General features: G+C 40.2%; 25 protein-coding genes and 1 pseudogene. 16 read left to right on the top strand and 10 right to left on the bottom strand.

The features are described 5' to 3' along the window. Positions 1–124 precede the first annotated feature (124 nt). Both CYLST_RS21695 and CYLST_RS21700 read right to left on the bottom strand, forming a co-directional pair. The gene (locus CYLST_RS21695) at positions 125–805 is read right to left on the bottom strand and encodes an alpha-ketoglutarate-dependent dioxygenase AlkB (RefSeq protein ID WP_015209887.1); all 681 of its coding nucleotides are present in this window, start codon (positions 803–805) and stop codon (positions 125–127) included. Then, positions 805–1779, bottom strand: a complete 975-nt coding sequence (locus tag CYLST_RS21700; protein WP_015209888.1) for a class I SAM-dependent methyltransferase — start codon at positions 1777–1779, stop codon at positions 805–807. The genes CYLST_RS21695 and CYLST_RS21700 overlap by 1 nt, the downstream gene beginning before the upstream one ends. A gap of 252 nt (positions 1780–2031) precedes the next feature. Here CYLST_RS21700 and CYLST_RS21705 point away from each other — a divergent pair, with 252 nt between their 5' ends. The 5 genes from CYLST_RS21705 (at position 2032) to minE (ending at position 6459) form a co-directional block, all read left to right on the top strand. Then, positions 2032–2694 (top strand): hypothetical protein, encoded by a 663-nt coding sequence (locus CYLST_RS21705; RefSeq protein WP_015209889.1) that lies wholly within the window; start codon positions 2032–2034, stop codon positions 2692–2694. A gap of 55 nt (positions 2695–2749) precedes the next feature. Next, a complete protein-coding gene (locus CYLST_RS21710) occupies positions 2750–4081 on the top strand; it encodes a four-carbon acid sugar kinase family protein (protein WP_015209890.1) in 1332 nt (443 codons plus the stop codon). Positions 4082–4184: 103 nt separating this feature from the next. After that, positions 4185–5273: a septum site-determining protein MinC gene (gene minC / locus CYLST_RS21715; protein WP_015209891.1), complete on the top strand. Its 1089-nt coding sequence runs from the start codon at positions 4185–4187 to the stop codon at positions 5271–5273. A 44-nt stretch (positions 5274–5317) separates the two neighbouring features. After that, a complete protein-coding gene (gene minD / locus CYLST_RS21720; RefSeq protein ID WP_015209892.1) occupies positions 5318–6124 on the top strand; it encodes a septum site-determining protein MinD in 807 nt (268 codons plus the stop codon). A gap of 35 nt (positions 6125–6159) precedes the next feature. After that, entirely contained in the window at positions 6160–6459 is a 300-nt protein-coding gene (minE, locus tag CYLST_RS21725) for a cell division topological specificity factor MinE (protein WP_015209893.1), read from the top strand. A gap of 152 nt (positions 6460–6611) precedes the next feature. Here the strand turns inward: minE and CYLST_RS21730 are convergent, their stop codons facing one another. Next, positions 6612–7265 (bottom strand): Uma2 family endonuclease, encoded by a 654-nt coding sequence (locus CYLST_RS21730; protein ID WP_015209894.1) that lies wholly within the window; start codon positions 7263–7265, stop codon positions 6612–6614. A gap of 56 nt (positions 7266–7321) precedes the next feature. Here CYLST_RS21730 and CYLST_RS21735 point away from each other — a divergent pair, with 56 nt between their 5' ends. The 3 genes from CYLST_RS21735 (at position 7322) to CYLST_RS21745 (ending at position 8652) form a co-directional block, all read left to right on the top strand. Beyond that, a complete protein-coding gene (locus CYLST_RS21735; protein ID WP_425389088.1) occupies positions 7322–7516 on the top strand; it encodes a helix-turn-helix domain-containing protein in 195 nt (64 codons plus the stop codon). 31 nt (positions 7517–7547) lie between these two features. Next, a complete protein-coding gene (locus CYLST_RS21740) occupies positions 7548–8135 on the top strand; it encodes a Uma2 family endonuclease (protein ID WP_015209896.1) in 588 nt (195 codons plus the stop codon). Positions 8136–8199: 64 nt separating this feature from the next. After that, the gene (locus CYLST_RS21745) at positions 8200–8652 is read left to right on the top strand and encodes a DUF29 domain-containing protein (RefSeq protein WP_015209897.1); all 453 of its coding nucleotides are present in this window, start codon (positions 8200–8202) and stop codon (positions 8650–8652) included. Positions 8653–8739: 87 nt separating this feature from the next. On the opposite strand, the gene CYLST_RS21750 is transcribed toward CYLST_RS21745, so the two are convergent. The 3 genes from CYLST_RS21750 to CYLST_RS21760 all read right to left on the bottom strand — a co-directional run bounded on the left by CYLST_RS21750 (position 8740) and on the right by CYLST_RS21760 (position 11398). After that, a complete protein-coding gene (locus CYLST_RS21750; RefSeq protein ID WP_015209898.1) occupies positions 8740–9198 on the bottom strand; it encodes a hypothetical protein in 459 nt (152 codons plus the stop codon). A 152-nt stretch (positions 9199–9350) separates the two neighbouring features. Beyond that, positions 9351–9992: a Uma2 family endonuclease gene (locus CYLST_RS21755; RefSeq protein ID WP_015209899.1), complete on the bottom strand. Its 642-nt coding sequence runs from the start codon at positions 9990–9992 to the stop codon at positions 9351–9353. A gap of 125 nt (positions 9993–10117) precedes the next feature. Next, entirely contained in the window at positions 10118–11398 is a 1281-nt protein-coding gene (locus tag CYLST_RS21760; RefSeq protein ID WP_015209900.1) for a hypothetical protein, read from the bottom strand. Positions 11399–12304: 906 nt separating this feature from the next. Between CYLST_RS21760 and fmt the strand changes: the two genes are divergently transcribed. Then, positions 12305–13309 (top strand): methionyl-tRNA formyltransferase, encoded by a 1005-nt coding sequence (fmt, locus tag CYLST_RS21765; protein WP_015209901.1) that lies wholly within the window; start codon positions 12305–12307, stop codon positions 13307–13309. Between the two features lie 17 nt (positions 13310–13326). Here fmt and CYLST_RS21770 read toward each other — a convergent pair whose 3' ends face one another. Further along, on the bottom strand, positions 13327–13698 hold the full coding sequence (locus CYLST_RS21770; protein WP_015209902.1) for a DUF6464 family protein: 372 nt from the start codon (positions 13696–13698) through the stop codon (positions 13327–13329). Between the two features lie 269 nt (positions 13699–13967). Between CYLST_RS21770 and CYLST_RS21775 the strand changes: the two genes are divergently transcribed. The 4 genes from CYLST_RS21775 (at position 13968) to glmS (ending at position 20325) form a co-directional block, all read left to right on the top strand. Then, a complete protein-coding gene (locus tag CYLST_RS21775; RefSeq protein ID WP_015209903.1) occupies positions 13968–16982 on the top strand; it encodes a tetratricopeptide repeat protein in 3015 nt (1004 codons plus the stop codon). A 226-nt stretch (positions 16983–17208) separates the two neighbouring features. Beyond that, the gene (locus CYLST_RS21780) at positions 17209–17403 is read left to right on the top strand and encodes a hypothetical protein (RefSeq protein WP_015209904.1); all 195 of its coding nucleotides are present in this window, start codon (positions 17209–17211) and stop codon (positions 17401–17403) included. A 468-nt stretch (positions 17404–17871) separates the two neighbouring features. Continuing rightward, a complete protein-coding gene (gene psaC, locus CYLST_RS21785) occupies positions 17872–18117 on the top strand; it encodes a photosystem I iron-sulfur center protein PsaC (RefSeq protein ID WP_010997613.1) in 246 nt (81 codons plus the stop codon). Positions 18118–18435: 318 nt separating this feature from the next. Further along, entirely contained in the window at positions 18436–20325 is a 1890-nt protein-coding gene (glmS, locus tag CYLST_RS21790) for a glutamine--fructose-6-phosphate transaminase (isomerizing) (protein WP_015209905.1), read from the top strand. 307 nt (positions 20326–20632) lie between these two features. Here glmS and CYLST_RS21795 read toward each other — a convergent pair whose 3' ends face one another. Both CYLST_RS21795 and CYLST_RS21800 read right to left on the bottom strand, forming a co-directional pair. Next, on the bottom strand, positions 20633–21880 hold the full coding sequence (locus CYLST_RS21795; protein WP_015209906.1) for a DNA-processing protein DprA: 1248 nt from the start codon (positions 21878–21880) through the stop codon (positions 20633–20635). A 6-nt stretch (positions 21881–21886) separates the two neighbouring features. After that, positions 21887–23170 (bottom strand): annotated as a pseudogene (locus CYLST_RS21800) (phosphoribosyltransferase); the annotation flags it as partial. Between the two features lie 63 nt (positions 23171–23233). On the opposite strand from CYLST_RS21800, the gene CYLST_RS21805 reads away from it, so the two are divergent. Together CYLST_RS21805 and CYLST_RS21810 are read left to right on the top strand one after the other, a co-directional pair. Continuing rightward, entirely contained in the window at positions 23234–23620 is a 387-nt protein-coding gene (locus tag CYLST_RS21805) for a helix-turn-helix domain-containing protein (RefSeq protein WP_041233210.1), read from the top strand. A gap of 59 nt (positions 23621–23679) precedes the next feature. Beyond that, a complete protein-coding gene (locus CYLST_RS21810; protein WP_085960667.1) occupies positions 23680–24180 on the top strand; it encodes a transposase in 501 nt (166 codons plus the stop codon). Here the strand turns inward: CYLST_RS21810 and CYLST_RS21815 are convergent. Beyond that, positions 24155–25000, bottom strand: a complete 846-nt coding sequence (locus tag CYLST_RS21815) for a DEAD/DEAH box helicase (RefSeq protein ID WP_245587419.1) — start codon at positions 24998–25000, stop codon at positions 24155–24157. The two genes, CYLST_RS21810 and CYLST_RS21815, sit on opposite strands and share 26 nt — an antisense overlap. 305 nt (positions 25001–25305) lie before the next feature. Here CYLST_RS21815 and CYLST_RS21820 point away from each other — a divergent pair, with 305 nt between their 5' ends. Next, positions 25306–26379, top strand: coding sequence for a type IV toxin-antitoxin system AbiEi family antitoxin (locus CYLST_RS21820; protein ID WP_015209907.1), 1074 nt, complete (start codon positions 25306–25308; stop codon positions 26377–26379). Position 26380: the final 1 nt, after the last annotated feature.

The raw sequence follows: 26380 nt of genomic DNA on the forward strand, positions 1-26380 counted from the left end.
TTCAACGGACTTAGGCTTTTAGACTGGGAATTGATTCCCAGGCGGGTAAGGTAGCTCACTGAGAATGGTGGAAGATATAACAATCGTACTTTATACCTGAAGTTTTACTCAGCTTACATAGACTTCATTTATCAGAAAACATGACGGTTCTAAATGTAAGAGAAATACGCCGAGAACGTTTAATGATATTTCCTTCAAAAGAATCACTTTTCCTTTTAGCTATTCCATGTGACCAGTTATATCTAGCTTCATTTTTTAGAACGATTAAACTTTTTGGCTCAAGTAATAACGAAGTTTTCAGCCCTGTTTGATTATGCGTGAAATCCATTACACATGATGAACAAAGGCTTAAAGAGATGATAACATCTGTAAAACAAGATACACAGTCTGTGTGGCTAGAAATACCTTGACCAGGTTGGTATTCATTCACTATTACTTGATCGGGTAATGTTGGGCTAAATACTTTGTGTAGTCTTTGTGCTAAGGTTAACGCCCAGTTAGGAAGAGGTGCAATGTAAAATGACTTATCAATATTATGCTTCTTGTAGTCGTACTTATAGCCATAATGCTGTACTCTTCTTTGCAAATCTGTAAGCCACTGTTGACTGTCAATCTTCTCTACTAAAAAATCATGTTCATCACTACCTATAAAATTAGGAACATAAATTAAGTCGCTAATTTGCTCATTATTTACTTCCTGTAGTTTACTTTCACTTTGCTGCTCTTTATCCTCTTGAAGAAGTGGGATATCTTCAAAAAGACTCAACTGATTACTAATAGTTAACTTGGTCTTGATTTTAGGCATTAGTTTTCTCCCAAATCCAAAAATCGAATGTCATAGTAAAGCTTTGTTGGACGATTTTTCTTCCTACTTAACATATCATGATAGTAAAAAATAGTTTCAATTGGGCCAGTTATAGTACTTTTTAACTCAGAAACTTGTTTACAAAACTCATGCCAATAGATATTGAAGTCTGAACCTTGAGTATTTTGGAAAATCAGGCAGATAGCACTTGAGTTAAATTTTATAAAAACAGATTCTTTTAAAAATTTAACTAAGCTTTTAATAAAGTTTTCATCTAGGGAAGGACTTGCAAAAAAGTAGGAAAAGTTTAAAATAACTAATGAAGTGTCATTAACAAAGTTTGTTATATAAGAAGATGGTTTCTCTGCAAATGAAATCGATTCCGAAGAAGGCTGGTAAAACCTAAATTCACTTTCTTTATGAAAAAATTCTGGAAATTGACTAAAATCCTTAGCTTTTCGGAGCATAGATTCAGCTTTATCTATACCTATATAACGAAATTTTAGCTTTTGGTTCTTGCCTTGTAAATGTTCTGAAAAATATCTTGCTACAGCTATTCCAGAAGTAAGAGGTCCACAGCCGAAGTCCATAAATAAAACTTGCTTGCTTGATTCAAAGAAGTATGGTTCAAAAACTTCTGAATGCTTCTCGAAAATATATAGCTGACTGACGGTGTGCTGCTTCATATTATTATAACAATAAACTAGCACCCTTTCGTCTGGGGTTAATCCCTCATAAGGTTCATCAAACTCAGTCTGACCTGAAATAACATAACTTTTTCCATTTTGTTGCCCTTTACCCACTATGGCTTTGATTGTATCAAAGTCCCTATTTGCGTACGATTCTACAACTAACTTCTGCCATGCTTCCGTTCTTGGATGATCGTCGAATGGTTTTTGAACTGCTTGCTGGAAAAAGGTTACAAGTTCATCTGATTGCTGACAAATTACTTTATCATTGTTTGTTATTATCATAAAATTCCTCACACCACTGACTATCTCTTACCGTCTTTGCCAGTAAAGATAGACTTATTATACCTCGGAAATACGTTTGTAGTATGTTATTTCTGCATCAATCATTACTCTTGACATATTCCCGCTTATACCCATTGGTTCTTTAGAACAAATTTTAGACGAAACCTGGTTTCCCGAATATAACTACAATCATCACGGTAAAGCCGATTAAAATAGATACTTAACTCACGCTTCCTCAAGGAGTATCCAGCGGTGCAGCCGGACTTAATAGGGTTGGAAATTAGCAAGGGGGAACTGAGGCGCTTGACTGGGTTTGACCCTGAAGACGTTTTTCGACCTTCGATTATGGCAGACCGTGAGAAGCGCTTAGGGTTTTTGTTGAACGAAGGCTTGGTAGCGATCGCACTTACCCCGATTATCGTCGGCTTCATTTATGCCTTTTTGATCCTCCCCACCATCGGTTCTTCGATAAAATTGGGCATTCTCTTACTCATTCTCGTCCCCATCGCCGTCATCTTGGGGCGATCGCTATGGCGGCGGTTTACCTGTCCCCACGTACTCACAATCCTTTTAGACGAAGTTGATAAATATCACGAAGTTATCAAAACGATAGATATTCATGACCAGCTAGCGACCACTGGTAACTCCCAAAACAGCCTCAACGACCGAGACAAAGTACTCGCCGCCATGCAACTGATTCGAGAAGATTTAGTCCGCGCTTTGAAAAGTGAACGTATTTTGCGGGATAATAAAAAACTGCTCGCTAACAACCAAGAGTTATTTGTCAATAATTTAGCCAATCTGCAAGCTTTAGAAGTTAGTAGTCAAGCTGGCGAATACGCCCAAATCCTAAATCAATCATTGCAGATTGCCCTCGATGTGCAAGCAGAAATCAGAAAATTGCAGAAAGTCTAAGAAAAGGAAACCTCTACTTAGACTTGCCTAAACAAAAGTCGTCCCGTTGAGTTAAATGAGCAAAAAACCGAAGATAATCGTCCTGGATGATGACCCTACGGGTTCTCAAACAGTCCACAGCTGCTTGCTGCTAATGCACTGGGATGTGGAAACTTTACGCATCGGCTTAAGGGATGATTCCCCGATATTCTTTATATTGACGAATACGCGATCGCTAACTCCAGAGACAGCAGCATCTGTGACCACAGAAGTTTGCCAAAACCTGAAATTAGCGATCGCCGCCGAAGGCATAGACGATTTTCTCGTGGTTAGCCGTTCTGACTCCACATTACGCGGACATTACCCGATTGAAACCGATGCGATCGCCAATGAACTCGGGCCATTTGATGCTCATTTTCTCGTACCCGCCTTTTTTGAAGGTGGACGAGTCACCCGCGACAGCATCCATTATTTGATCATCGATGGCGTAACTACCCCAGTACATGAAACTGAATTTGCCCGTGATTCAGTCTTCAGTTACCATCACAGCTATCTACCCAAGTATGTAGAAGAAAAGACCCAAGGGCGGATCAATGCGGACACAGTAGAAAGGTTTTTACTCGCAGACATCCGTGCTGGTAGTCTAGAACGCTTGCTGCAACTGAGTGGTAATCAGTGTGCTGTAGTTGATGGCGAAACTCAAGTTGATCTCAACCGCTTTGCTGTAGACCTGTTAACAGCAGCGAGTCAGGGAAAACGCTTTCTATTTCGCTCCGCAGCCAGCATTTTAACAGCCTTAGCCGCCTTACCTCCCCAACCGATCGCCGCCGAAAATATGGCAGAGTATGTGCGTGGTGGTAAACCAGGTGCAGTGATTGTCGGTTCCCACGTCAAAAAGACAACTCAGCAGTTAGAGTCACTGTTGCAAGTTGAGGGAACTGTGGGAATTGAAGTAAATGTCGGACGCTTACTTGAAGATGAGGCCAATCAATCTGCTAAACTGCTAACCGAGATTCTCGAAAGCGTCCAGGCGGTACACAACACTGGTAAAACACCAGTGGTTTACACCAGCCGTCAGGAATTGTCTTTTAAAGATGTCAAAACCAGGTTAGATTTTGGGGCAAAAGTTTCTGGCTTACTGATGGATATTGTCCAAGGTTTACCATCTGATATAGGATTCTTAATCAGCAAAGGTGGCATTACCTCCAATGATGTTTTGAGTACTGGTCTGGATTTAACTACAGCGAGATTACTCGGTCAAATTTTAGCTGGTTGTTCAATGGTGCTGACACCATCTGACCATCCCCAGTTTGCCAATTTGCCAGTGGTGCTGTTTCCGGGTAATGTCGGTAATGCTGATGCCTTGAGGACAATTTATCAAAGATTGACTCAAACCGTGCTTCCTTGATGAGTGCCTCAGCACTCTCTAGGGTGAGGATATTTTTGCAGAAGGCAACTAATCTAAATATTGATAATTGCTTCGAGTATTCACGTCCTTTAGCTGGTGCTGCATGACTTCTGATTCTACTATCCCCGATTTAGATTCAAATTCTGCGATTCCTGATGCAGAATTAATCTCTACCGTTGCTGATGACTTGGAGGTAAAGAACTCTAGCGTTTCTGATGTAGAGTCTAATTTTGCCGTGGCTGATGCAGATTCTCATCCTATTCTCCCAGATACGGAGCTAAATTCTGTCATCCGCTATTTAAAATCAAATTCTGATCCTGCTAACTCAGATGTAAAATCTCATGCTGCTAACTCAGATGTAGAATCTCATGCTGCTAACTCAGATGTAGAATCTAATTCTGCCTTGGCTGATTTAAATGCTCTTGAGTTAGTATTACCAGAACAGAGGGTGAATAATGCTCTCCAAGTCCAGTTAAAAACTGAGGAGGGAAGACTTTTATTAATTTTGCCAACGGAATCTCAAGTACCTGCCTCGGAAATTAGCTGGTCTGAGATTTGGCAACAGATGAGGCAGCGCCTAAACGCAGGGGATCGTTTACGGACACCTAACACCACAGTGCATCTGGTGGCAAAAGACCGCTTGTTAGATAGCAGACAACTGCAACAACTGGCCGAAGCTTTAAGTGAAGTGCAACTCCAGCTAAAATGTGTGGCGACTAGTCGTCGTCAAACTGCGATCGCTGCTGTCACATCTGGTTATTCTGTAGAACAACTACAACCAGAAACTTCCCTGAATTCGGATTCCAAAACTACCCCCACAGCCCTAGCAGATGCCCTCTATCTGGAAATGACCGTCCGTTCTGGCGTAGAAATACGTCATCCTGGTACAGTAATTCTTTTGGGAGATTTAAATCCAGGTGGTATCGTTGTTGCAGATGGAGATATTCTAGTTTGGGGTCGTCTCCGGGGAATAGCTCACGCTGGTGCCGGGGGCAATCGCGAGTGTCTGATCATGTCCTTGCAAATGGAACCAACCCAATTGCGGATTGCAGATGCTGTAGCGAGGGCACCAGAAAAATCGCCAGTGCAATTTTTTCCTGAAGTGGCACATATTACGCCCGAAGGAATTCGCATTGCTAGGGCAAGTGATTTTTCCCGAAGCCAATTAAGTAGAATCAATCAAGAGCCATAAATCTTTACTATATTTCCTGAACCCTAATCGAGCGCATTTTTATCATGACTCGCATTATTGTAATTACCTCCGGCAAAGGAGGGGTGGGCAAAACCACAGTTTCTGCAAATCTGGGCATGGCTTTAGCCAAAATAGGGCGTCAAGTTGCCTTGGTTGATGCGGATTTTGGTCTGAGAAACTTGGATTTGTTACTTGGGCTAGAAAACCGCATCGTCTATACAGCGGTGGAAGTCTTGTCTAGAGAGTGCCGCTTAGAACAAGCTTTGGTGAAAGATAAGCGACAACCCAATCTCGTACTTTTACCAGCAGCCCAAAATCGCACCAAAGAAGCCGTAACTCCTGACCAAATGAAGTTATTGGTGAATGCACTGGCGCAAAAATACCAGTACGTGGTGATTGATAGCCCAGCGGGGATTGAAATGGGGTTTAAAAATGCGATCGCCCCAGCAAAAGAAGCTCTCATTGTCACCACACCCGAAATTTCCGCAGTCCGTGATGCTGACCGGGTAGTTGGGTTACTCGAAGCACAAGGCGTTAAGCGGATTCATTTAATAATTAACCGTATCAGACCCGCAATGGTGCGGGCAAATGATATGATGTCAGTGCAAGATGTTCAGGAACTTCTCGCCATCCCCTTAATCGGGGTAATCCCTGACGATGAGCGCGTTATTGTCTCTACCAATCGCGGCGAACCTTTAGTATTATCGGAAACACCCTCTTTAGCTGCCATAGCCTTTGAGAACATTGCTCGCAGGTTGGAAGGAGAAACTGTCGAATTTCTTGAGCTCGACTCATCTAACGACAACATCTTCTCCCGGCTGCGAAAGTTGTTGTGGACAAAGATTGTTTAACTCATTTTCTAGTCTCCGCCTAAGACTTAGTTGCAATGATTCTTGAAATTATCGAAAAACTTTTTCTTCGCAGTCCCGACACCAGTCGCACCCAAGTTAAACGCCGCCTACAACTAGTGATTGCCCACGACCGCGCCGACTTAGACCCCCAAACGCTGGAAAAAATGCGCCAAGAAATCCTCGCCATAGTCTGTCGCTATGTAGAAATTGAGACAGACGGCTTGGAGTTCTCCCTAGAAAGCAACAACCGAACAACAGCTTTGATTGCTAATTTACCCATCCGTCGGGTAAAAGAAACTCTACCTGAATTAGAAAGCAGCGATAAACCACAGTAGGTTATCAATTGTTTTTTACCTGAAACAGCTATTTTCAGCTCAATAAAACACACAAAAGAAATTAAACCTTCTGTAGAGACGTTTCATCAAACGTCTCTATAATGTGGTATGTGAAAATGCAAATTGCTATAACTTGGGACAGCCGTAATAGACTAACCCATCTCAGGCTCAACACCCAGCGCCTTTAACTGTTCCTTCAACTTTTCCACCTGCAACTCAGACTGTTGTAACGCCTGCGCTAACTCCCCAGGAGCCAACAACTTCTCCCCCGTATCTTCCCGATAAAAAGCAATCAATTCGCCATCAACTTCCAACCGCAGTTTTAAAGGCTCGCATCGTCCATCAGTAATTGGTTCATACTCTTCTCTATATAAACGATAGCCTTGTAACTGTTCGGTTATCCATTCTCCCTTGGGGTCAAATAACCAGTACTCCTGTACCCCTAACTGCTCATACAAAGTCTTTTTGAAACCTATATCCTGATTTTTAGTACCTGGAGAAGTCATTTCAAAAATCACCGCAGGTACTTGTCCTTCTTCCCAAATCTTGTAATTATCTCGACCCCCAGGAGCAACATTAAAAATTACCATTACATCCGAAGCTACCCTCAATTTAGGATAACCTTGAGCATAGTAGAGAAATTGATCTCCTAAAACAGTCGCTTGCTGTCCCTGCAAATACTGTCTCAAGATTTCTAAAGTTACAAGTATTGCATACAAATGAATGTAGGATTCCGCCAAGGGTTTACCATCCGAACTAGGATAAAAAATTTCTGTTGGTTGAGGAGTATTTACGAGGGTAGTCATAATTAGCCACCTGGGTTTAGGGGATAACTGGGTGCTTCTATTATTTTAGACTGCGAATACGAGAATTAGCCCAGAAGCAAGGTTGGACACTGCAAGATGTTGCTGATCGTGCTGGAGTCAACTACAACACAGTCAAAAGCTATGCTCGGCGTGATGACGGTATGAATACAGTTGATTTAAGTGCAGTCTATAAAATAGCCCGTGCTTTTGAGGTAAGTATTGAAGAATTAATGGAATTAGTGGAAGAGTAGAATAGTAGGCGATCGCAATTGGTGACGACAAATGGTAGCAAATCCCAGTTATAGCTATATTTCCCCAGAAGACTATCTCCAAGGCGAAGAAACCAGCCCTGTTAAGCACGAATATAGACAGGGAGAGGTTTACGCAATGGCAGGAGCAAGTAATACTCATGTAATTATTGCAGGTAATCTGTTTGCTACGCTGAGAAATCATCTGCGTGGAAGCGGATGTCAGGCTTACATATCAGATACCAAGGCACATATTGAATCGATTAATACCTATTACTACCCTGATGTCATGGTAAGTTGTGACCAAAGGGATAAAACCTTTAACAATTTTTTGCGTTATCCCTGTTTAATCATTGAGGTTTTATCACCTTCTACAGAAGGCTTTGACAGAGGTGATAAATTTGCTGATTACCGAAATTTAGAATCACTTCAAGAATATGTATTAGTCAGTCAAAACCGCATCAATCTGGAAATTTTTCGCCGTAACCCAGAAGGGCAATGGGTACTTTATCCCTATGGAAAAGAGGATACAATACATCTAGCGAGTGTAGATTTTCGCTGTGCTGTTACAGACGTGTATGAAGATGTTACTTTTGAATCGCCTCAATTGACAACCGAGTAAAAATGCTGTGATTTTAATAAGCTACGCTAGAAAATTATCTAACAAGTTTTCGATGTAACCTGCCATGTCTCCTCTAACAACTGATTCCCAAAATCTTTATGAAGTAGATTATCTGCAATGGCTAGAAACTACTGTAGAAAAACTCCGAAGTCAAGAATATTCAACTGTGGATTGGGGGAATCTGATTGAGGAAATTGAGGACATGGGAAGGAGTGAGAAAAGAAGTTTAGAAAGCAACTTGATTGTAATTATATTGCATTTGCTTAAATGGCATTTTCAACCAGATAATAGAAGTGGTAGCTGGGAAGGAAGCATTATTGAACATCGCCGCCGAGTTAAAAAACTTCTCAACGAATCTCCTAGCCTCAAGCCTTATCTAGAAAGTATATTTGTCGAGTCCTATACAGAAGCAGTCAAACAATCAAAAGCTGAAACTAGACTACCATTAGAGAATTTTCCTATAGAATGTCCATATACTCTAGCAAATGTAATTGATGATGAGTTTTTGCCGGAGTAAGTTTTAGTAAGTTAGCAGGTTTGGATAAAATTGATAGACTTAATAGAGAGCCAATACTTACCCTTGATTCAGTATGGATTGATATCTTTAGCCTAATTTAAGTACTTTTAAAATATGCTTTTGAAATTCTGGTAATCCGCCTCGACTATCCCAATGTTCTTTGAATGTAGGTAAATTTTCTAACTCCATAACTTTACCTCCTTCAAGGTGGACATGATAGCCAAATATAGCATCTTGATCTGGAGGAACACTCCAATAATCCGCTATCCAAACTGCTTGAACAAGACGATAAATATTAAATTCTGTATCACGATCATCGTTGTACAGAGTATTATTCAGAAGTTTGACAATATGTGTTACTTTGGTACGTTGTCTGAGAATAATCAATTCACCTTCCTTTGGCCTGATAGCATTATCTTTATATTCTGGTTTTTTCCAATGTAATGCAAAAATTTTTAAATCAGTATTAATATCTTCATAAGCCCAATATTTATCATCTCCTTGATGATTTATATTCTTAGTCCACTTTAGTTCTGTTAAATCCATAATTAACTAAGGACAATTAAATTATCTATGTGTATTGTATAACTTTTCTAGCCCCATATTTAATAGTAATATTACAGATTAAAATAAAGAATTAAATTAATTAATCAAGATTAAACCACAGTATTATCACTGAATAAAAATAACTAACAACTTTACCTCAAAAACGTCTTAAATTCTCGCACTACAACACTTGAACCAACCTGCCAACCTCGCTCAACATAGTGCGGAATAAGTTTTTTCACATCAAAATCAGGAAAATTACAACTACTTTGACTTTCCTGATATTGTCCCCCATCGAACTGATAAATAAGCAGATTATTTCGACGATAAATCCAGAGTTCACCAGGAGCAATTGCTTGATAGTCTTCTGGTTTAGTGGTGGAAGTCAAATCAACTTCAATCACTAAATCGGGTGGAGGATCAATTTCAAAATCAAGGCGCTCTTTTCCTAAAATACGCTCTCGATTTTGGATATAAAAACAGTAGTCTGGTTCTGCTGCTTGTTGGTTAGCACGCTTGAGAGTAATAGGTGTAAATGCTTCCCAATCTTTACCTTGATGTCGAAGTAAAGCCTTTACTAAGTCGGCTAATATATCAGTATTTTTACCATGACCCGGTAACGGTGACATAATTCTAATTTCTTGAGTAGCACTGTTATATTTAATTCTTAATCCGGCTTTATTTTGGCGACGGGTGAGCAAATTCTCGTAATCATTCCAAGTTCTAAATCGCAGAATTAACTCATCCCCTGGAGCCAGTTCAATTATGTCTTGGGTAATGGTGGGTAATATCATATTTTTACCAGCCAGAGAATTAAAGGTTTCTGTATAGTATTCCTATTTTATCAGCCGAGCAAAAAAGCAAAAAAATTCCCGTTGTCACTCATAGCAACAACGGGAATTGATCAGATTTTTTATCACTATCTAGAGGCAACTTGTGGTTCTGCCCAAACTTGTGTTAATCGTTCACCGAAAGTAATCGGCTGATCTGCGTCTGTTGTTGTGGTTACAGTCTTACCATCACTAGCAACTTGCACCAAGGGCCAGTTTTCTTCGCCTAGTTCGCCGGCACGGAATAGCACGTTATTAGGTTGGCTTTTGCTCCAACCTAACAATACTGCTATTTTCTCATGCTCATCTTCCTCTTGAGCAGGAGCAACTGTATTTGCTTGATTTTGTTGCCGATCCCAAATCACCGCCCGGTCTGTAGAATCTGCTGTGTTAAATACCCCTTCAAATTTGCGGGCTAAAAAGCGATCGCCTTTTTCTGACCAACTCACAGGAACTAGCACCCCAATTGTCCCATTGGTATCCTCGGTTTCTTCTAGTGACACTGCTTGCGTCTTTAATAGGGGATCGCTCACAGGAGAAGTCGCAGCCATCACCCGCAACCTCTTGGTTTGCCTATCTTGGACAAACAAAACACTGGTGACTCGGCTGTTGTACATTTCGGGTTTGACTTCTAGTTGCACCCGGCTATAAACAGCATACTGACCATCTGGAGAGACCACAGGCATGCTGCGATAGTAGCGCACTCCAGAACCCCCCTTACCACCAACAGACTCTTGAGTCACCGTAATCCATTTCCAGGGAATAGGATGAGGACTACCTATGGGATCTGCTGGTACTGTTTGAGACTCCTCAGGTTGTTGATCCCCAGCAGTTTCGATCGTTGAGGTTGGTTGTGATTCTCTCACCGTTGGTGCGACTGTTGCCAAGGGATCAGCCGCATCACTGCTGGAGATAAAATTATCTTTTTCTGCCAAATGCTTCAATTTAGCAGCTTTTAATCTTTGCACTAAATCAAGTTGACTAACAGGCATCTCCGTTAAGGGTGTGCGTTTAGCCGCATTAGAGCTACTTGAGTGAGAATTATCTTCTTTTGGCAAAGACTGAAATTCATTGGCTGGTAATAGTTGCGGTTCCCCAATCGTAGCCATTTTTACTGGCGCAGAGCCAGCTTCTCCACTCAAGGAGTTGGTTTGATCTGCGTTTAAATTAGGTTCCCCAGCCGCAGCTACTTCCTTGGGCACGGAGTCAGACCCGACCGTCAATGAAGTGATTTTTGCTACCTCCGATTGTTTCGCTGAGGTAGAGTGACCCGATGCCCCTACTAAGGGTGCAATAAGTATCGCAACAACACAGTACTTGAGAAATGGTTGTCTGCGGAACCATCCTGACAGCAAAAGGGGTTTAAGCATGGTGGACTCTCTAGGGGGCGGTTGCTGTGTGAGGTGCAATGTCTATGCAGCAATGGGGAAAGTTATGATTATATGTATAACAAGAAACTCAAAACTTTAACCAGATAATTTCTGCAAATTTTGCATAGCTTTACAAAAGCTAAGTAACATTATTTACACTTGATCAAGGTAATTACTCTTTCTTCCAGAAAAATAACCCAGCATCTTATTGATGCAGGTACTCTCAGGAATTACTACGTGACTATAAACTAGCCCTGGACTTATACCCAACTGCACCCGAAACCAAGTAAGGGTGAGGGTATTAAGCATGTCTTCAGGCTACTGATGCTAGTAGCCTGGGGTCAGTTAAGAGTGGCATTAGCAAAAGCTAATCCATTTTAGGCTTGCCTGTTTCTACCCTGACATAACAGAGCAGACCCCGATAACGGTAAGAGTGAGGCTTTAGTTGCTTTCTCTGGCACAGCGGATGCACAAAACATAATAACCCACAACTACCGCTGTCATCTACACAAAGACAGAAATTGCAATGGAACCCACAACAATGGTGATAATGCCATACTGTTTTGGAGAGACAAAAAACGCTAAAGCCGAATTTAGGAAATTATCAAACAAGTTGATTGTGTAGATGCTTCAGTAGCTCTGTCAAGAGACATGAACAAATAATTAGGTTTGCCAACAGCAAATGCAGTTGATACTAGCTGATTTGCTCGCCTAGATATTTTAAGTTGATCAAGGAACCTTTGTTTTAGCTAATCATAAGTCACTTTACCACTAAACAACCAAACTTAATTAGATAAATCAAGATTGCTTGACACCAGCACATTGATATTGTGATTGAATCAATGGTTGGTTGTCAGTGATTCGGGGCACAATTACTATTGACTAATCACTATTGAGTAATCATTAATGAAAATTGTATTTTTTGGTACGCCCGAATTTTCCGTTCCCACCCTAGAAAAATTACTGAATCACCCTGAATTTGAAGTGTTAGGCGTTGTCACCCAACCAGATAAACGCCGGGAACGTGGGAATAAACTAACGCCTTCAGCAGTAAAAACCTTCGCCACCAAGTATAACCTCCCAATATGGCAACCTGAGCGGGTCAAAAAAGACACTGAAACTTTAACCCAACTCCAGCAATTAGACGCAGATGTGTTTGTGGTTGTTGCCTATGGACAGATTTTGTCTCGAAAAATCTTAAAAATGCCAAAGTTGGGCTGTATTAATGTACATGGCTCGATTTTGCCTAAGTATCGGGGTGCGGCGCCGATTCAGTGGTGTCTGTATAACGGTGAAAAGGAAACCGGGATCACGACGATGTTAATGGATGCGGGGATGGATACAGGGGACATGCTCTTGAAAGCAATTACACCCATTGGCTTACTGGATGATGCTCAAGTTTTAGCTGATGCTTTAGCGGCTGCTGGTGCAAATTTATTGGTGGAAACTTTGTTAAAGCTGGAAGGTCAGGAAATTGTGCCTATTCCTCAAGATAATGCAGAAGCGACTTATGCGCCGTTGATTCAAAAGCAGGATTATGGCTTGGATTGGTCGAAGAGTGCTATCCAATTACACAATCAAATCAGAGGCTTTTACCCTAACTGCACCGCTAGCTTTCGCAACCAATCGCTGAAAATCACTGCTACTGCTCCCCTAGGTGCTGCTTATATTCATGAGCTACCACCAAAATTGTCTGAAATAGTTCATAAACTGCCCGATTTGTCAACCATATCAAGCCAACCTGGGGAAGTGGTCAGTATAATTAAGGGGATTGGTGCGATCGCACAAACTGGGGAAGGTTTGCTGCTGTTGCGAGAGGTTCAGCTAGCTGGTAAACGTCCCCAGTCGGGATGGGATTTTGTGAATGGTAGCCGCTTAACGGTAGGTGAGGTGTTTGGCAATGGAAATTAAGAATAACTTTTTGTTTCTTACTCCTCAGTTCTAAGTTCTAAGTTTTCATAAAAACGGCAAGACTTGCAAGGCCCCTCTGGATTGACTGCACAACGAATAAGTTCTGAATCAGCATTGTAGCGACAGGTAGCATCACCAATTACCCAACGTCCCTTGACTAAACTTTTTTCATCTGGCCGTTTAGCAGACTGCACGTAAAGCGCTATGTTATGCAAGCTGTAGCGGCCTAATTTAAGTTGGTACCTGTGGCGGCGCTCTAAAACCGCGTAGGTGTTACCTTGAAAATCGAGATAGTTTCCTGGTTGGGGTGTCCAATCGAGTTGCACCCTACCGAGTGACTGACGCGGGTGCGTCAGAATTACCTCGGTTGGTAAAGAATCTGGCTCCATAAAGCTCTCATGTTATTTGATTTACAACATTATTTAAAGATGGTATCGCAATAGGCTACCTTAGCTAACCGGATTTAGACTATGATTAATGATTTACCAGATTTGCGAGAAATCTGGATTCAAACAATACTTGCATTATTTAAGCTGTGAATTATACGGTAATTGTCTTTCATCAGCACGTGAAAATATCTGTAAATGGGGTGCTTGCCGAAATTACGAGCATTGGTCTTGATTAAGACTAGTAGCACCATAGATTTATTTTTGCTGGCATGAGTGATAATCGAAAGCGATCGCTAACTGAACAAAATCGCGCCTTAAACTTATTTACAGACCGCCACGATTTAACCCGCGTATTTGCTGCCTATTTGAATGACGAACAACCATCAGAAAAAATCTTATTTTTTCATGGTGATGGCGGTAACGGTAAATCTTTGCTGCTAAGGTTTTTACAGACTCGCTGTTGTAAACGCTTGCGGTGGGAGAGTTGGCAGGGTTTACAATCTAAAAGTGATCGGGAAGTTGCAGACTATATCGAAAATTTGGCAGATAGTTGGGAATTTGCCGAAGTACCAGCAATTTCGCAAGATTTTGGACTTAGCCCCAATGGCGATGATCAACCCCAAGATCCATTTTATGGGTTATTGATGTTGAGGAGAAAACTTTCTCGTGCAGCTACAGAATTAAAATACCATTTGCGGTTTCCGTTGTATGACTTCGCTTGCATTTGGTATCTCAAGCAAAAAAACCGCCTCACCCCCGAAAAATTAAAAGAACTCTTTCCCGCAGAAGAACTTGATTTGCTGATAGAAATTGGTAATGCTGTCAGCGATACATCTTGGGGAACTATTGGTAAAGCAGTATTGGGGATTTTTAACAAGCATTTAGGGGAAAACTTTATTCTGCACTTGCAGCAGCGGGGAATCAAAGCAGAGGATGTGCAAGGAATCCGGCGGATGGATGCAGAAACCGAATTAATTAACGAATTACCGCGATATTTGGCTGAAGATTTAAATGCGGCGATGTCCCAAAAGAATGCACCAAAAAGAATTGTACTATTTTTTGATACTCACGAAGCCTTTTGGGGTTATCAGCGCAACTTACCAGATACGCTATTTTTTCAAAAAGATGAATGGCTAAGATATTTTTTAGCAGAACTGGAACTGAAAGCCGGTATAGTCGCAGTAGTCGCGGGAAGAGAAGCACCACGCTGGGATAAAGCTGAGAATTTCCCTATTAATCACTTAGATAATCAATTGGTGAATTGTCTCTCACCAGATGATGCAGATGAATATTTACGACGTGCTGAAGTTACGAATGAGGATTTGAGAAAAAATATCATTTCCTATGCTAGCGTGGAAGTACATCAGGTACATCCGTTTTTGCTGGGTTTGTGTGCGGATGTGGTATCGCAAGCAAAAGCGCCAACAGTTAATATTACCCCTGCTGACTTCCCCAAAACACCGGAAACAGCAAATAAAGCTGAGATACTAATTAACCGATTGCTGAAATATGCAGATAGAGACATTGGTTATGCTGTTCATGCTTTAAGTGCTTGTCGAGCATTTAATTTTGATATTTATCACCTTTTGGGTGAGAAATTACATTTTCAAACGACTAAACCAGCTTTTGAAATCCTCACAGAATTTTCTTTTGTTTGGGATGTAGAACAGTTGGGTAAAGACTGGTATCGCATTCACAACTTATTGCGTCGCTTAGACTATGAAGGGGGTAACAAAACTACCCAACAAGCGCATGAGGTGTTAGAAAAATATTACCGCCAACAAGGGAAAGTAGCAGAAGCAATTTATCACGCTAACCGCTTGGACTGGTTGCGGGGTGTAAATGAGTGGGTGAACGTGTTTGACGAAGCATTGCAAAAGAGTCGTTATGAACAATGTCGTTCACTGTTGGAAATCAGAAATGAAATAGTGATAGAGAGCAATTTTGATTTGGGTAGAGTATCCCAACATGAAGGCGATTACTTTGCAAAATTAGCTCGATATCAAGAAGCGCGAGAAGAATATTTAGAAGCTGTTGCTGCTTATGAACAAGAACTGAGAATTACTCCTGATGATACCGCTACCCTCAACAACTTGGGGAATGCGTTACAAAGATTGGGGGATTTGCAAACACAGCTTTCCCAGCATAGTGAAGCATTACAATCTTACAATAATGCGATCGCCAACTACAAATTAGCCCTCAACTTGGCTCCTGATGATACCGCTACTCTCAACAACTTGGGGAGTGCGTTACAAAGTTTGGGGGATTTGCAAACACAGCTTTCCCAGCATCATGAAGCATTACAATCTTACAACGATGCGATCGCCACTTACAAGTTAGCCCTCAACTTGGCTCCTAATAATATCTATGCTCTCAACAACTTGGGGTTAGCGTTACAAAGATTGGGGAATTTGCAAACAAAGCTTTCCCAGCATAGTGAAGCATTACAATCTTACAATAATGCGATCGCCACTTACAAATCAGCCCTCAACTTGGCTCCTGATTACATCAATGCTCTCAACAACTTGGGGAATGCGTTACAAAGATTGGGGAATTTGCAAACACAGCTTTCCCAGCATCATGAAGCATTACAATCTTACAATGATGCGATCGCCACTTACAAATCAGCCCTCAACTTGGCTCCTGATTACATCAATGCTCTCAATAACTTGGGGAATGCGTTACGAAGTTTGGGGGATTTGCAAACACAGCTTTCCCAGCATCATGAAGCATTACAATCTTACAATGATGCGATCACCACTTACAAATCAGCCCTCAACTTGGCTCCTGATTACATTCAAATTCTCAACAACTTGGGGAATGCGTTACGAAGTTTGGGGAATTTGCAAACACAGCTTTCCCAGCATCATGAAGCATTACAATCTTACAATGATGCGATCGCCGCTTACAAATTAGCCCTCAACTTGGCTCCTGATTACATCAATGCTCTCGATAACTTGGGGAATGCGTTACAAAGTTTGGGGGATTTGCAAACACAGCTTTCCCAGCATCATGAAGCATTACAATCTTACAATGATGCGATCGCCGCTTACAAATCAGCCCTTAACTTGGCTCCTGATTATATCAATGCTCTCAATAACTTGGGGAATGCGTTATTGCGTTTAGGTATATTTCTTTTAGAATCATCCCAAAAACAAGAAGCTGTAAATTGTATTCAAGAAGCATTAACTTTATTTAATCGCTCTTTAGCAATAGCTCCCGGTGGTGAGTCTGTTCGGAATTTGCGAGATAAATTACAAAATTTTCTGGATAATTTAGACTAATGGAAAAATGCACCACCCCCAAATGATCAGGAAAGACTTTTGTTAACCGGGAAGGGGAGCAAACCTCAAAGCCTCTCCCCTCGCAGGGGAGAGGTTTGGAGAGAGGTCAAAGTGTATCGCATACAAACGAGAATAACTAATGTAAAAAATATTTAAATCAGCTTGTAGAGATAGAGAGGGCTGAAGCCCTCACTACAAACCTTTAATTTTTTCTATTAATAAAACAATGACTATTCTGCAACAAACTCCCACAAAACTGATACTTCAATTCCGTCCCTGGTTAATTTGGATATTTGGCGGAATCTTTAGCTTAGTATGGCTACCCTACATCAATTACTGGAAAAAAAGAATAACTACAGAAGAAACGGCTGAAGCTATCACAAAATTCCTGAATCGGCAGAAAATTTATCCCCAAGACTAGAAATTTTTCAAGGTGTGTATCATCTCGTTATTTATATCTCTGCTATATATTCAGGGAATTTACGCTGGTAAAATTAACGGTTTTCTGCATCTGCTTAATACACCATAATTGCAGTTAATTTAGGTTAGCTACTTAATAATTTACATTTCGTTACAAAGAAATTTGATTTGATATTGCATAACTGCCAAGCTATGGGTACGATAGATAACCGCTGATATTTGACTTTGGCTTTACACATCTTTACAGATCAAGTTCTTTTTGGGGCGTCAATTGGGTAAATACTTGGCGGCAATGTTGCTGATTTATAGGCTATTGGGGCGATCGCACTTTAGGAATTGTCCAACGTGCCTATTACATTGTTTAAAGTTATGTAGCCTTTTGACAGCGACCTACCAAGCACTGCGGTAAACTATGCCTTGATTATGATTCTTTCGCAGAGAAGAACACTCGGAAGGAGCGGTTTTTTCAATGTCTCATACCGTTAAAATCTACGATACCTGCATCGGCTGCACCCAATGCGTCCGCGCTTGCCCTACTGATGTGCTAGAGATGGTTCCCTGGGATGGCTGCAAAGCTGCTCAAGTTGCTTCCTCACCCCGCACTGAAGACTGTGTAGGCTGCAAACGATGTGAAACTGCTTGCCCCACTGACTTTTTGAGCATCCGGGTTTATCTGGGCGCTGAAACAACTCGCAGCATGGGTCTAGCATACTGAGGAATTTAAAAAACTCAGTGATTTAGTGTTGAGGGCTGAGATTATGAAGAAACAAGAAGTCAATTAGATAAAGCGATTTCCTGGTTCTTCACTCAGCACTCGGCACTCAAGAATTTTTTAAGTGTCTGAATAGACATAGCAGTGAAAATTAAATATGCATGATGCACAACCCTTGTAGAGACGTTGCATGCAACATCTCTACAATATTTTCCGGCAATATCTAGTGGTGAAAGGAGCAACATGCTCCTTTTTTCTTTGCTTAAATGTCGCGTTCGTGCTAAGAACTTAAATCATCCTGAAACCGGAGCGGTGTAAGCAATGTGCGGAATCGTTGGATATATTGGCACTCAAGCGGCGACAGAAATTTTACTCGCTGGTTTGGAAAAGTTGGAGTATAGAGGCTACGATTCTGCGGGAATCGCCACGATTTGGGAAGGTGAGGTTAGTTGTGTGCGGGCTAAGGGGAAACTGCTTAACCTGCGTTCTAAACTTGAACAAATAGAAAATCCAGCCCAATTGGGGATTGGTCACACCCGCTGGGCAACTCATGGTAAACCTGAAGAGTATAATGCCCATCCCCATCTAGATACGGCCAAGCGAGTGGCGGTGGTGCAAAATGGAATTATTGAAAACTACCGCGAGTTACGCGAAAAACTAAAAGGGCAAGGACACAAATTTGTTTCTGATACCGATACAGAGGTGATTCCCCACCTGATAGCGGAGTTTCTCAAGCATTCTCCGGTGGATTCCCTGTTTGGCTTATTAGATGCGGTTCGTCAAGCTGTGAATAGTTTAGAGGGGGCATTTGCGATCGCAGTTGTTTCCGCTGACTACCCCGATGAATTGATTGTAGTCCGGCAACAAGCCCCGCTGGTAATTGGTTTTGGACAAGGTGAGTTTTTCTGCGCCTCTGACACTCCGGCGATCGCGCCCTACACCAGAGCCGTGCTACCTTTAGAAAATGGCGAAATTGCCCGCTTGACTCCTTTAGGCGTTGAAGTTTACAACTTTGCTGGGGAGAGGTTAAAAAAACACCCCCGCACCCTCAACTGGAATCCCATCATGGTGGAAAAGCAGGGATTCAAGCATTTTATGCTCAAGGAAATCTATGAGCAACCAGGAGTGGTACGGGCTTGTTTAGAAGCTTATTTGCAACCTGAATGGAATGCACAATTAACTGAACAGTCACCTTTTAAACTCGGTTTACCACCGGAGATTTACGCAGATTTAGAACAAATTCAAATCGTCGCTTGTGGTACTAGCTGGCACGCTGCTTTAGTGGGTAAATACTTGCTTGAACAACTGGCGGGAATTCCCACACAGGTGCAGTATGCTTCTGAGTTTCGCTATGCACCATCACCGCTAACGCCTTATACACTTACCATTGGCGTGACCCAATCAGGAGAAACCGCCGATACTTTGGCAGCTTTGGCGATGGAAAAAGAACGCCGCAGCGGAAAAGGAGAAAGGTATCAGCCGAGACTGTTGGGGATTACCAATCGCCCAGAAAGCACCTTGGGTAATATGGTAGCGAATATTATCGATACCCACGGGGGAATTGAAATTGGCGTCGCGGCTACGAAAACTTTTGTCGCCCAACTGATGGCGTTTTATGCTTTGGCTTTAGATTTGGCTTATCGTCGTCAAACGATTACTCTCGACAGATTAGAGGAAATTCTTGCAGGGTTAAGCCAGTTACCAGGGAAAATTGAAGCGATTTTGGAGACTCAAGAGCGTTATATTGAGCATTTGGTACACGACTTTACCGAAACTAAAGATTTTATCTTTGTGGGTAGGGGGATTAATTTCCCGATCGCATTAGAAGGGGCGTTAAAGTTAAAGGAAATCAGCTATATTCACGCTGAGGGCTATCCAGCGGGGGAAATGAAGCATGGGCCGATTGCTTTATTGGATGCTAAAGTGCCTGTAGTGGCGATCGCAATTCCGGGAACTGTCTACGAAAAAGTTATTTCTAACGCCCAAGAAGCAAAAGCCAGAGATTCCCGTTTAATTGGCGTTACTTCTGTCAATCATGGCGAAGCAGCAGAAATCTTCAACGACTTAATCCCCGTCTCGGATGTGGAAGAGTTACTTTCCCCCATTCTCACAGTAATTCCCCTGCAATTATTGGCTTATCATATTGCAGCCCGTCGCGGTTTAGATGTAGATCAACCGAGAAATTTAGCTAAGTCTGTAACTGTGGAATAAGCTTGATGGTAGGGTTTTTGGGTAGTGTTGAGAAATAAAAAAGTTAGAAAATTTCTTCTGTGGGTAGGAACTATTACGGGAACATCCCAAATGGATTCAAATTGTCAGAATCAGGATTAACCAGATTAGAGAATAAACAGGATTATTTTTCATCTTGATATCCTATCTATCTTCAAATCCTGTTCATCCTTAAATCCTATAAATTCTGATTCTAACATTTTTACATCCTGTTCATCCTTAAATCCTACAAATCCTGATCAGGATTTACTAGATGAGAAGATAAACAGGATTCATTTTAACCACAATATCACAACAAAGAAAGTTGAGTATCTGGCTGATTGAGTACATAAGCAACAGGCTTATTAATTTTTCTGACTTTCCCCTCATCCAAAGCTCTTTTTAACCAATCATCCATTTGTACTTTTCTGACTTTTAGAGAATCCGCAAGAGATTTTGCATCCTTGGGTTGCTCTAAATGATTGAGGATGAAAGGTAAAACAACGTCATAAATATCTTCAGGAATTGTGGGTAAATCTTGTGGGAGAGTTTTAACATTTTGTTCTGCATTTTCTTTTGTGATAACTTCAGTTCTTATATGCTTGAAATCAGCAATAGCTTTTGCTAATATTTCCCGCAAATTACCATTTTCAAATTCTGAAGGAAACGGTTTTGCACCTTGATTATATAATTGCTGATTTCCTTCTGGTACTGGAGATACCATTTTCACAAATACAGGAATTTCCTTCAGTTTAGATAATGCTTCCACCGCACCAGCCCAAGTTCCACCTTTACCAAAAGCGGAATTAACAACTAAGGCATAATCTGCTAAACTATAAATATATTTATTTCGACCCATTGCGTTACCGGTATTAAAGCCAGAATCAGGATCATAGCTAGAAATTAAAGTTAATCTACCTTCTTGAATACTGGAACGATATTTGCTATTTACTGCTGCTTTAGTCAAGCTATCAGCTAACACACCAATAGAAGTTCCTCCATTATCCAAAATACCTAACATTGATTCTTGATCTATTCCCCGCGCACCACCAGAAATAACCTGTATTCTTTGTTGAGAACAAGTCTGTACAACTCTGCGGGTGTAAGCGAGTATATCTTCATCTACATCACGAGAACCGACAACTGCTAGTCCTCCTAAAGATAATAATTCTGTATTCCCAACTCCATAAATAATCGCTGGTGCTGAATGTTTCAATATTTGTTTGAGACGTTTCGGGTATTTAGTATCACTGCGTCCCAACACCCATAAACCGCGACTTGTCCATTTTTCCACTGCTAAACTTAACATTGCACCCCGTTGTAATAAAGCTAAAAGCCTATCAGGGTTAAGTTTATTATTAGTTATTTTTTGTAACTGTGCTTTTGCTGTTGCTTCCAATAAATCTGCTGGACGCATTTGATTTTCCCGCAACCAATCTGTTAGCAAGTTATATTCACCCAGAGTCAGAGGTAGCGGTTCAATTTGGCGATTTTGTCCAAAACTGGCACACAACAGCAAAATTGCTTGAGTATCTGGTGCTAGGACATGATTTAACATAATTTTCTAATCCGATTGACCTAATGAATTAAGCGCTAATGCTACAGAATAAACTAATCCACTTCCAGCATTACGCAAAAGTGCTGCAATGACAGTAAAAGTCCAACGGGAATCTACCATGTCATCAATTAAGAATACATTACCACTCATTCCTTCCCAGAATTGAATTGTAAAAGATCCATCTAAATTATGAGCTTGTTGATAACTGTTATTCATATCTTTCTGAAACTGAGTTTCGCGTATTTTGCGGACAATGGGTTTAAATGGTAAGCCTAATTTCTCAGCTAGTCTTTGCGCGAAGTTAGGTACAAGTTCTAGACGATTTAAGGAAGGTACACAAGTTACCCATGTGGGAAAAGGTTGAGGTTTCCAACGTTGGATCAAATCAAAAGTAGCCTGAACAAGTGCATCATCAAAATAATTATCTTGATATTTTCCCCGCTTGACTAATTCTCCCCAACCTGCATCACCCCATAGAGATAATGTTCTTCCTGCTTCTGCTCTTAAATTGTTTTTAATGTTTCCAGAAAAACCATAATTTAGTAATGATTCTTTAATCCATTGTTTACGTGGTTCAATAATTTGGTCACTACGACGTAAATATAAAATTGCTTGATTTACAAGTTCATCTGAAAAAGTTTCTGACAATAATGGCTTACCCAAACACACAGCACATTTACCACATTCTTGTGGATTTGGATCATCTAATTCTGCTGCTAAAAAAGCCATTAAGCATTGTTGACTTTGCATATAATCTGCCATTCGCTGTTGTTCTTGACGGCGAATTTGGGTTAGCTTTTCAATTTTTTGATGATCAATTTGATAGTTGATTGGGTTAGCGTACCATTTAGAATCTATCTTGGTGACGGGTGTCGGAAATTCTAAAGATAGTAATTTCAAAACTTTATTAATTTGTCCTTGGGAGAGATTTATTTGTTGTTCTATTTGGTTAACAGAAATTCCATTTTTAGCAGAATTAATTACAGCTAATACTTGTTCGGTATGTATTTGGGGAGGAAATGCTGTATTGATAAAATAGTTAGTAATTTCTTCATCTTCATCACCGCTTAACAGAATACCGTAGGCTGTTTCTACTGCTCTACCGGCTCGTCCTACTTGTTGATAATAGTGTACAACAGAACCTGGTCTTTGGTAATGAATTACAAATCCTAAATCTGGTTTATCAAAACCCATACCTAACGCTGTTGTTGCGACTAATGCTTTAATTTTGTTTTCTAAAAGTTCATCTTCTAATATTTCTCGTCCATCTTCTAGCTTGCTGTGATAAGCTTTAGCATTACAGCACTTCCGTCTGTAATGAGGTACACTAGATTAAAATATAAATATTTTTAAATGAAGTCATACTCTGTCGATCTTAGAGAAAAAATAGTTGCAGCACATCTTCAGGAAAACATCTCAATCAGGAAAGTAGCTAACATATTTTCCGTGTCAAAGAGTTTAGTGCAAAAGCTTGTAAAACAACAAAAAGTTGATGGAAATTTACAACCTAAGCCGCGAGGAAAACCACAATTTAGTCATCTAACAAATGCTGACATAGAGTTAAGAGAATTAGTTGAAGCACATCCAGATGCAACATTGATAGAGTTGTGTGAATTATTTGCAGACAAGACTGGCAATTGGGTAGGTCGAAGTGCAATGTGTTCTGCATTACAGAAATTAGGATTAAACCGTAAAAAAAAACAAAGCGCAGTACCCAAGCAGGCACAGAGAGAGTCCTGAATTTAAGATTAGATTATTGGAATCAGGTCAAAAATATAGAGCCAGAAAATTTAGTATTTTTGGACGAAACTGGCGTTCTACTTGGTTTAACAAGGACTCATGCCCGTTCACAAATGGGAACAAGAGCTTACTCTCTCAATCCCTTTTATCGAGGTTCAAAGGTTACGGTAATTGGAGCCATTAGTATTAAAAAAGTAGTTGCATTAATGACAATGAATGATTCAATGAATGGTAACGCATTTGAAGTATTTGTTGAGAAGTTTTTAGTGCCAAATTTATGGTCAGGAGCAGTTGTAGTGATGGATAATTTATCCGCGCACAAACTAGATTCAATTGTGCCAATGATTGAAGCTGTCGGCGCTTCAGTTATTCGTTTATCCTCATATTCTCCTGATTTTAATCCAATTGAATTATGGTGGTCACAACTTAAATCTTTCTTACGCAGTTTTGCTCCAACTACAACAGAAATGGTTGATCAACTAATCTCAGTTGCACTCGACTTAATAAATCCTCAACATTTAAGAAACTGGTTTGCTAGTTGCTGCTACTGTACCTCATAATAGCCGGAAATGCTGTAATGCTTTGTGTTTGTAACCAATCAGCAACTCGTTGAGCATCTCTTACAGTTAATGTGTAAATAATACCGCTTCCAGGTAATTTAGTCAGATTTTCTGCTAACCAAGCTAATCTTGCGGCTTGACTGGGAAGATAAATGTTTTGTAAACGCAAAGTTTCTCTAGTTAAATTTCCTCTAGAAACACGCAGGTTGGCTCCTAATTGAGCCTTAATATCATCAACTACTCGGTTGTTAGCTGTCGCGGTTGTAGTCAAAACAGGAATATTTTGTGGTAATGCTTGTAAAATTCTGACAATCCGGCGATAATCAGGACGAAAATCATGTCCCCAGTCAGAAATACAATGAGCTTCATCAACAACAAATAAACCTATTTTTTGAGATAATGGCAAAAGAACGTTTTCTCGAAATTCCTCATTAGCTAATCTTTCGGGGGAAATTAAGAGAATATCTACTTCTCCTGCTAATAGCTGGAGTTCGACATTTTCCCATTCTTCTGTATTACTGGAGTTTATTGTCTCAGCTTTTACTCCAAGACGTTCTGCTGCTGTAATTTGATTTCGCATTAATGCTAGGAGAGGGGAAATCAAAAGAGTACAACCAGAACCTTGATCTCTTAATAAGCGAGTTGCTAAAAAGTAAACTAGACTTTTTCCCCAACCTGTGCGTTGAACGACGAGTAACCGCGATTGATTCAGTAGTAATTCTTCAATAGCTTCCCATTGTCCATTACGAAAATCAGCGTTTGGGTTATTCAAAGCCTGACGCAGAAGGAATAATGCTTTTTCTTTGAGTATGGTTGTCATATATGCTGAGTATCTGTTTATCATACTGTTGTAGCATAAAAGATAACTAGCACTGAATACTTTAGGGCGATCGCTCTATTTTAGATTAAATCGAAGCGTGAAGCGATATCTAGGTTGTGGTATGCGATCGCTTATCATAGAAAATAGATGTATGCTTTATCTTCCCTATTAAGGTCAGTTAGCAGGTAACGATAAAGCTTTCTTGATATCAGACATAGGAGAAAAAATAATGTTAAAATAGCAGTAAAACCAATTTACAATTAATCAGAATTTGAATAATTATCCTCCTAACTAATATTATATATATGTTACCCAAACACCCTTGGTTGCAAAAATGCATAGAAAGACTGGAAGAATTACCCCAAATCAAGGCGACTGCTATTGTAGAACCTGGTTATTTGGAAGGTGCACTTGCTGATGGAATATTGACTATATATACACCTCAAAATCAAGTTCAATATATAGTTGAAATTAAATCTAAGCTAACTATTGAAACTCTAGATGTAGTAATTCTATATTTCAATCATCTAAAACAAAGATTGGGTGATAATCAAAAACCTCTGCTAGTTACAGATATACTGTCTGATGAAGTTGTAGAGGAGTTAATTAGAATAGATATTGAATTTATTGACACCTCAGGCAATATTTATATCAATAATTCATTATTTTACATTTTGATTAAAAATAGTTCATTTTATCAGAAAAAAACTTCTTCGCCTACATTTAATACTAACACTTTAAAAGTAGTATATGCCATATTAAAAAAACCCAAAATTTTACTATTTTCTCGTGACGAAATTGCAGAAGTTGCAGGAGTTGATATAAATGCTGTCGAAGTTAGTTTAGATAGTTTGTTTAAGCTGAATTATTTACAGCAGCAATATGGTGGTCGATATAAAATTGAAAATTACACTAAGTTGTTAGAAAGATGGGATATGGGCTACTTAGAAAATCTCCGTTCAGAGCTTGTGATAGATACATTTAGCCCCATTAGAAATATCCAATTTTCTGATTTTTTATTTCAAAGTTTAGACATAGTTAGCGGCTACAAAATTTTGGTTGGTGGAGAATTTGGTGCTAGTGCTTTATTTAAGACTGCTTATTTGCAGCCAACAAGTATAGTTTTACATATTCCTAATCAATTGAATTATCGGATTATAACTACTCAGTTACGCCTGAAACCAAATGTACAGGGAAACATCACTATTATTAAACAGTTTAGCTCGTATAATTTTTATGAAAACAACGATATGATTGCTGATCCTCTCTTGATACGTGCAGAATTGCTTTTATATCCAGATGAGCGTTTAAAAGAGACTGCTACGCGTATTTATAATGAATATATTTTTCAAATAGGACAAATGGCTGAGACGCTATAGC

The organism is Cylindrospermum stagnale PCC 7417 (assembly GCF_000317535.1).
GTDB classification, from domain to species: Bacteria; Cyanobacteriota; Cyanobacteriia; order Cyanobacteriales; family Nostocaceae; genus Cylindrospermum; species Cylindrospermum stagnale.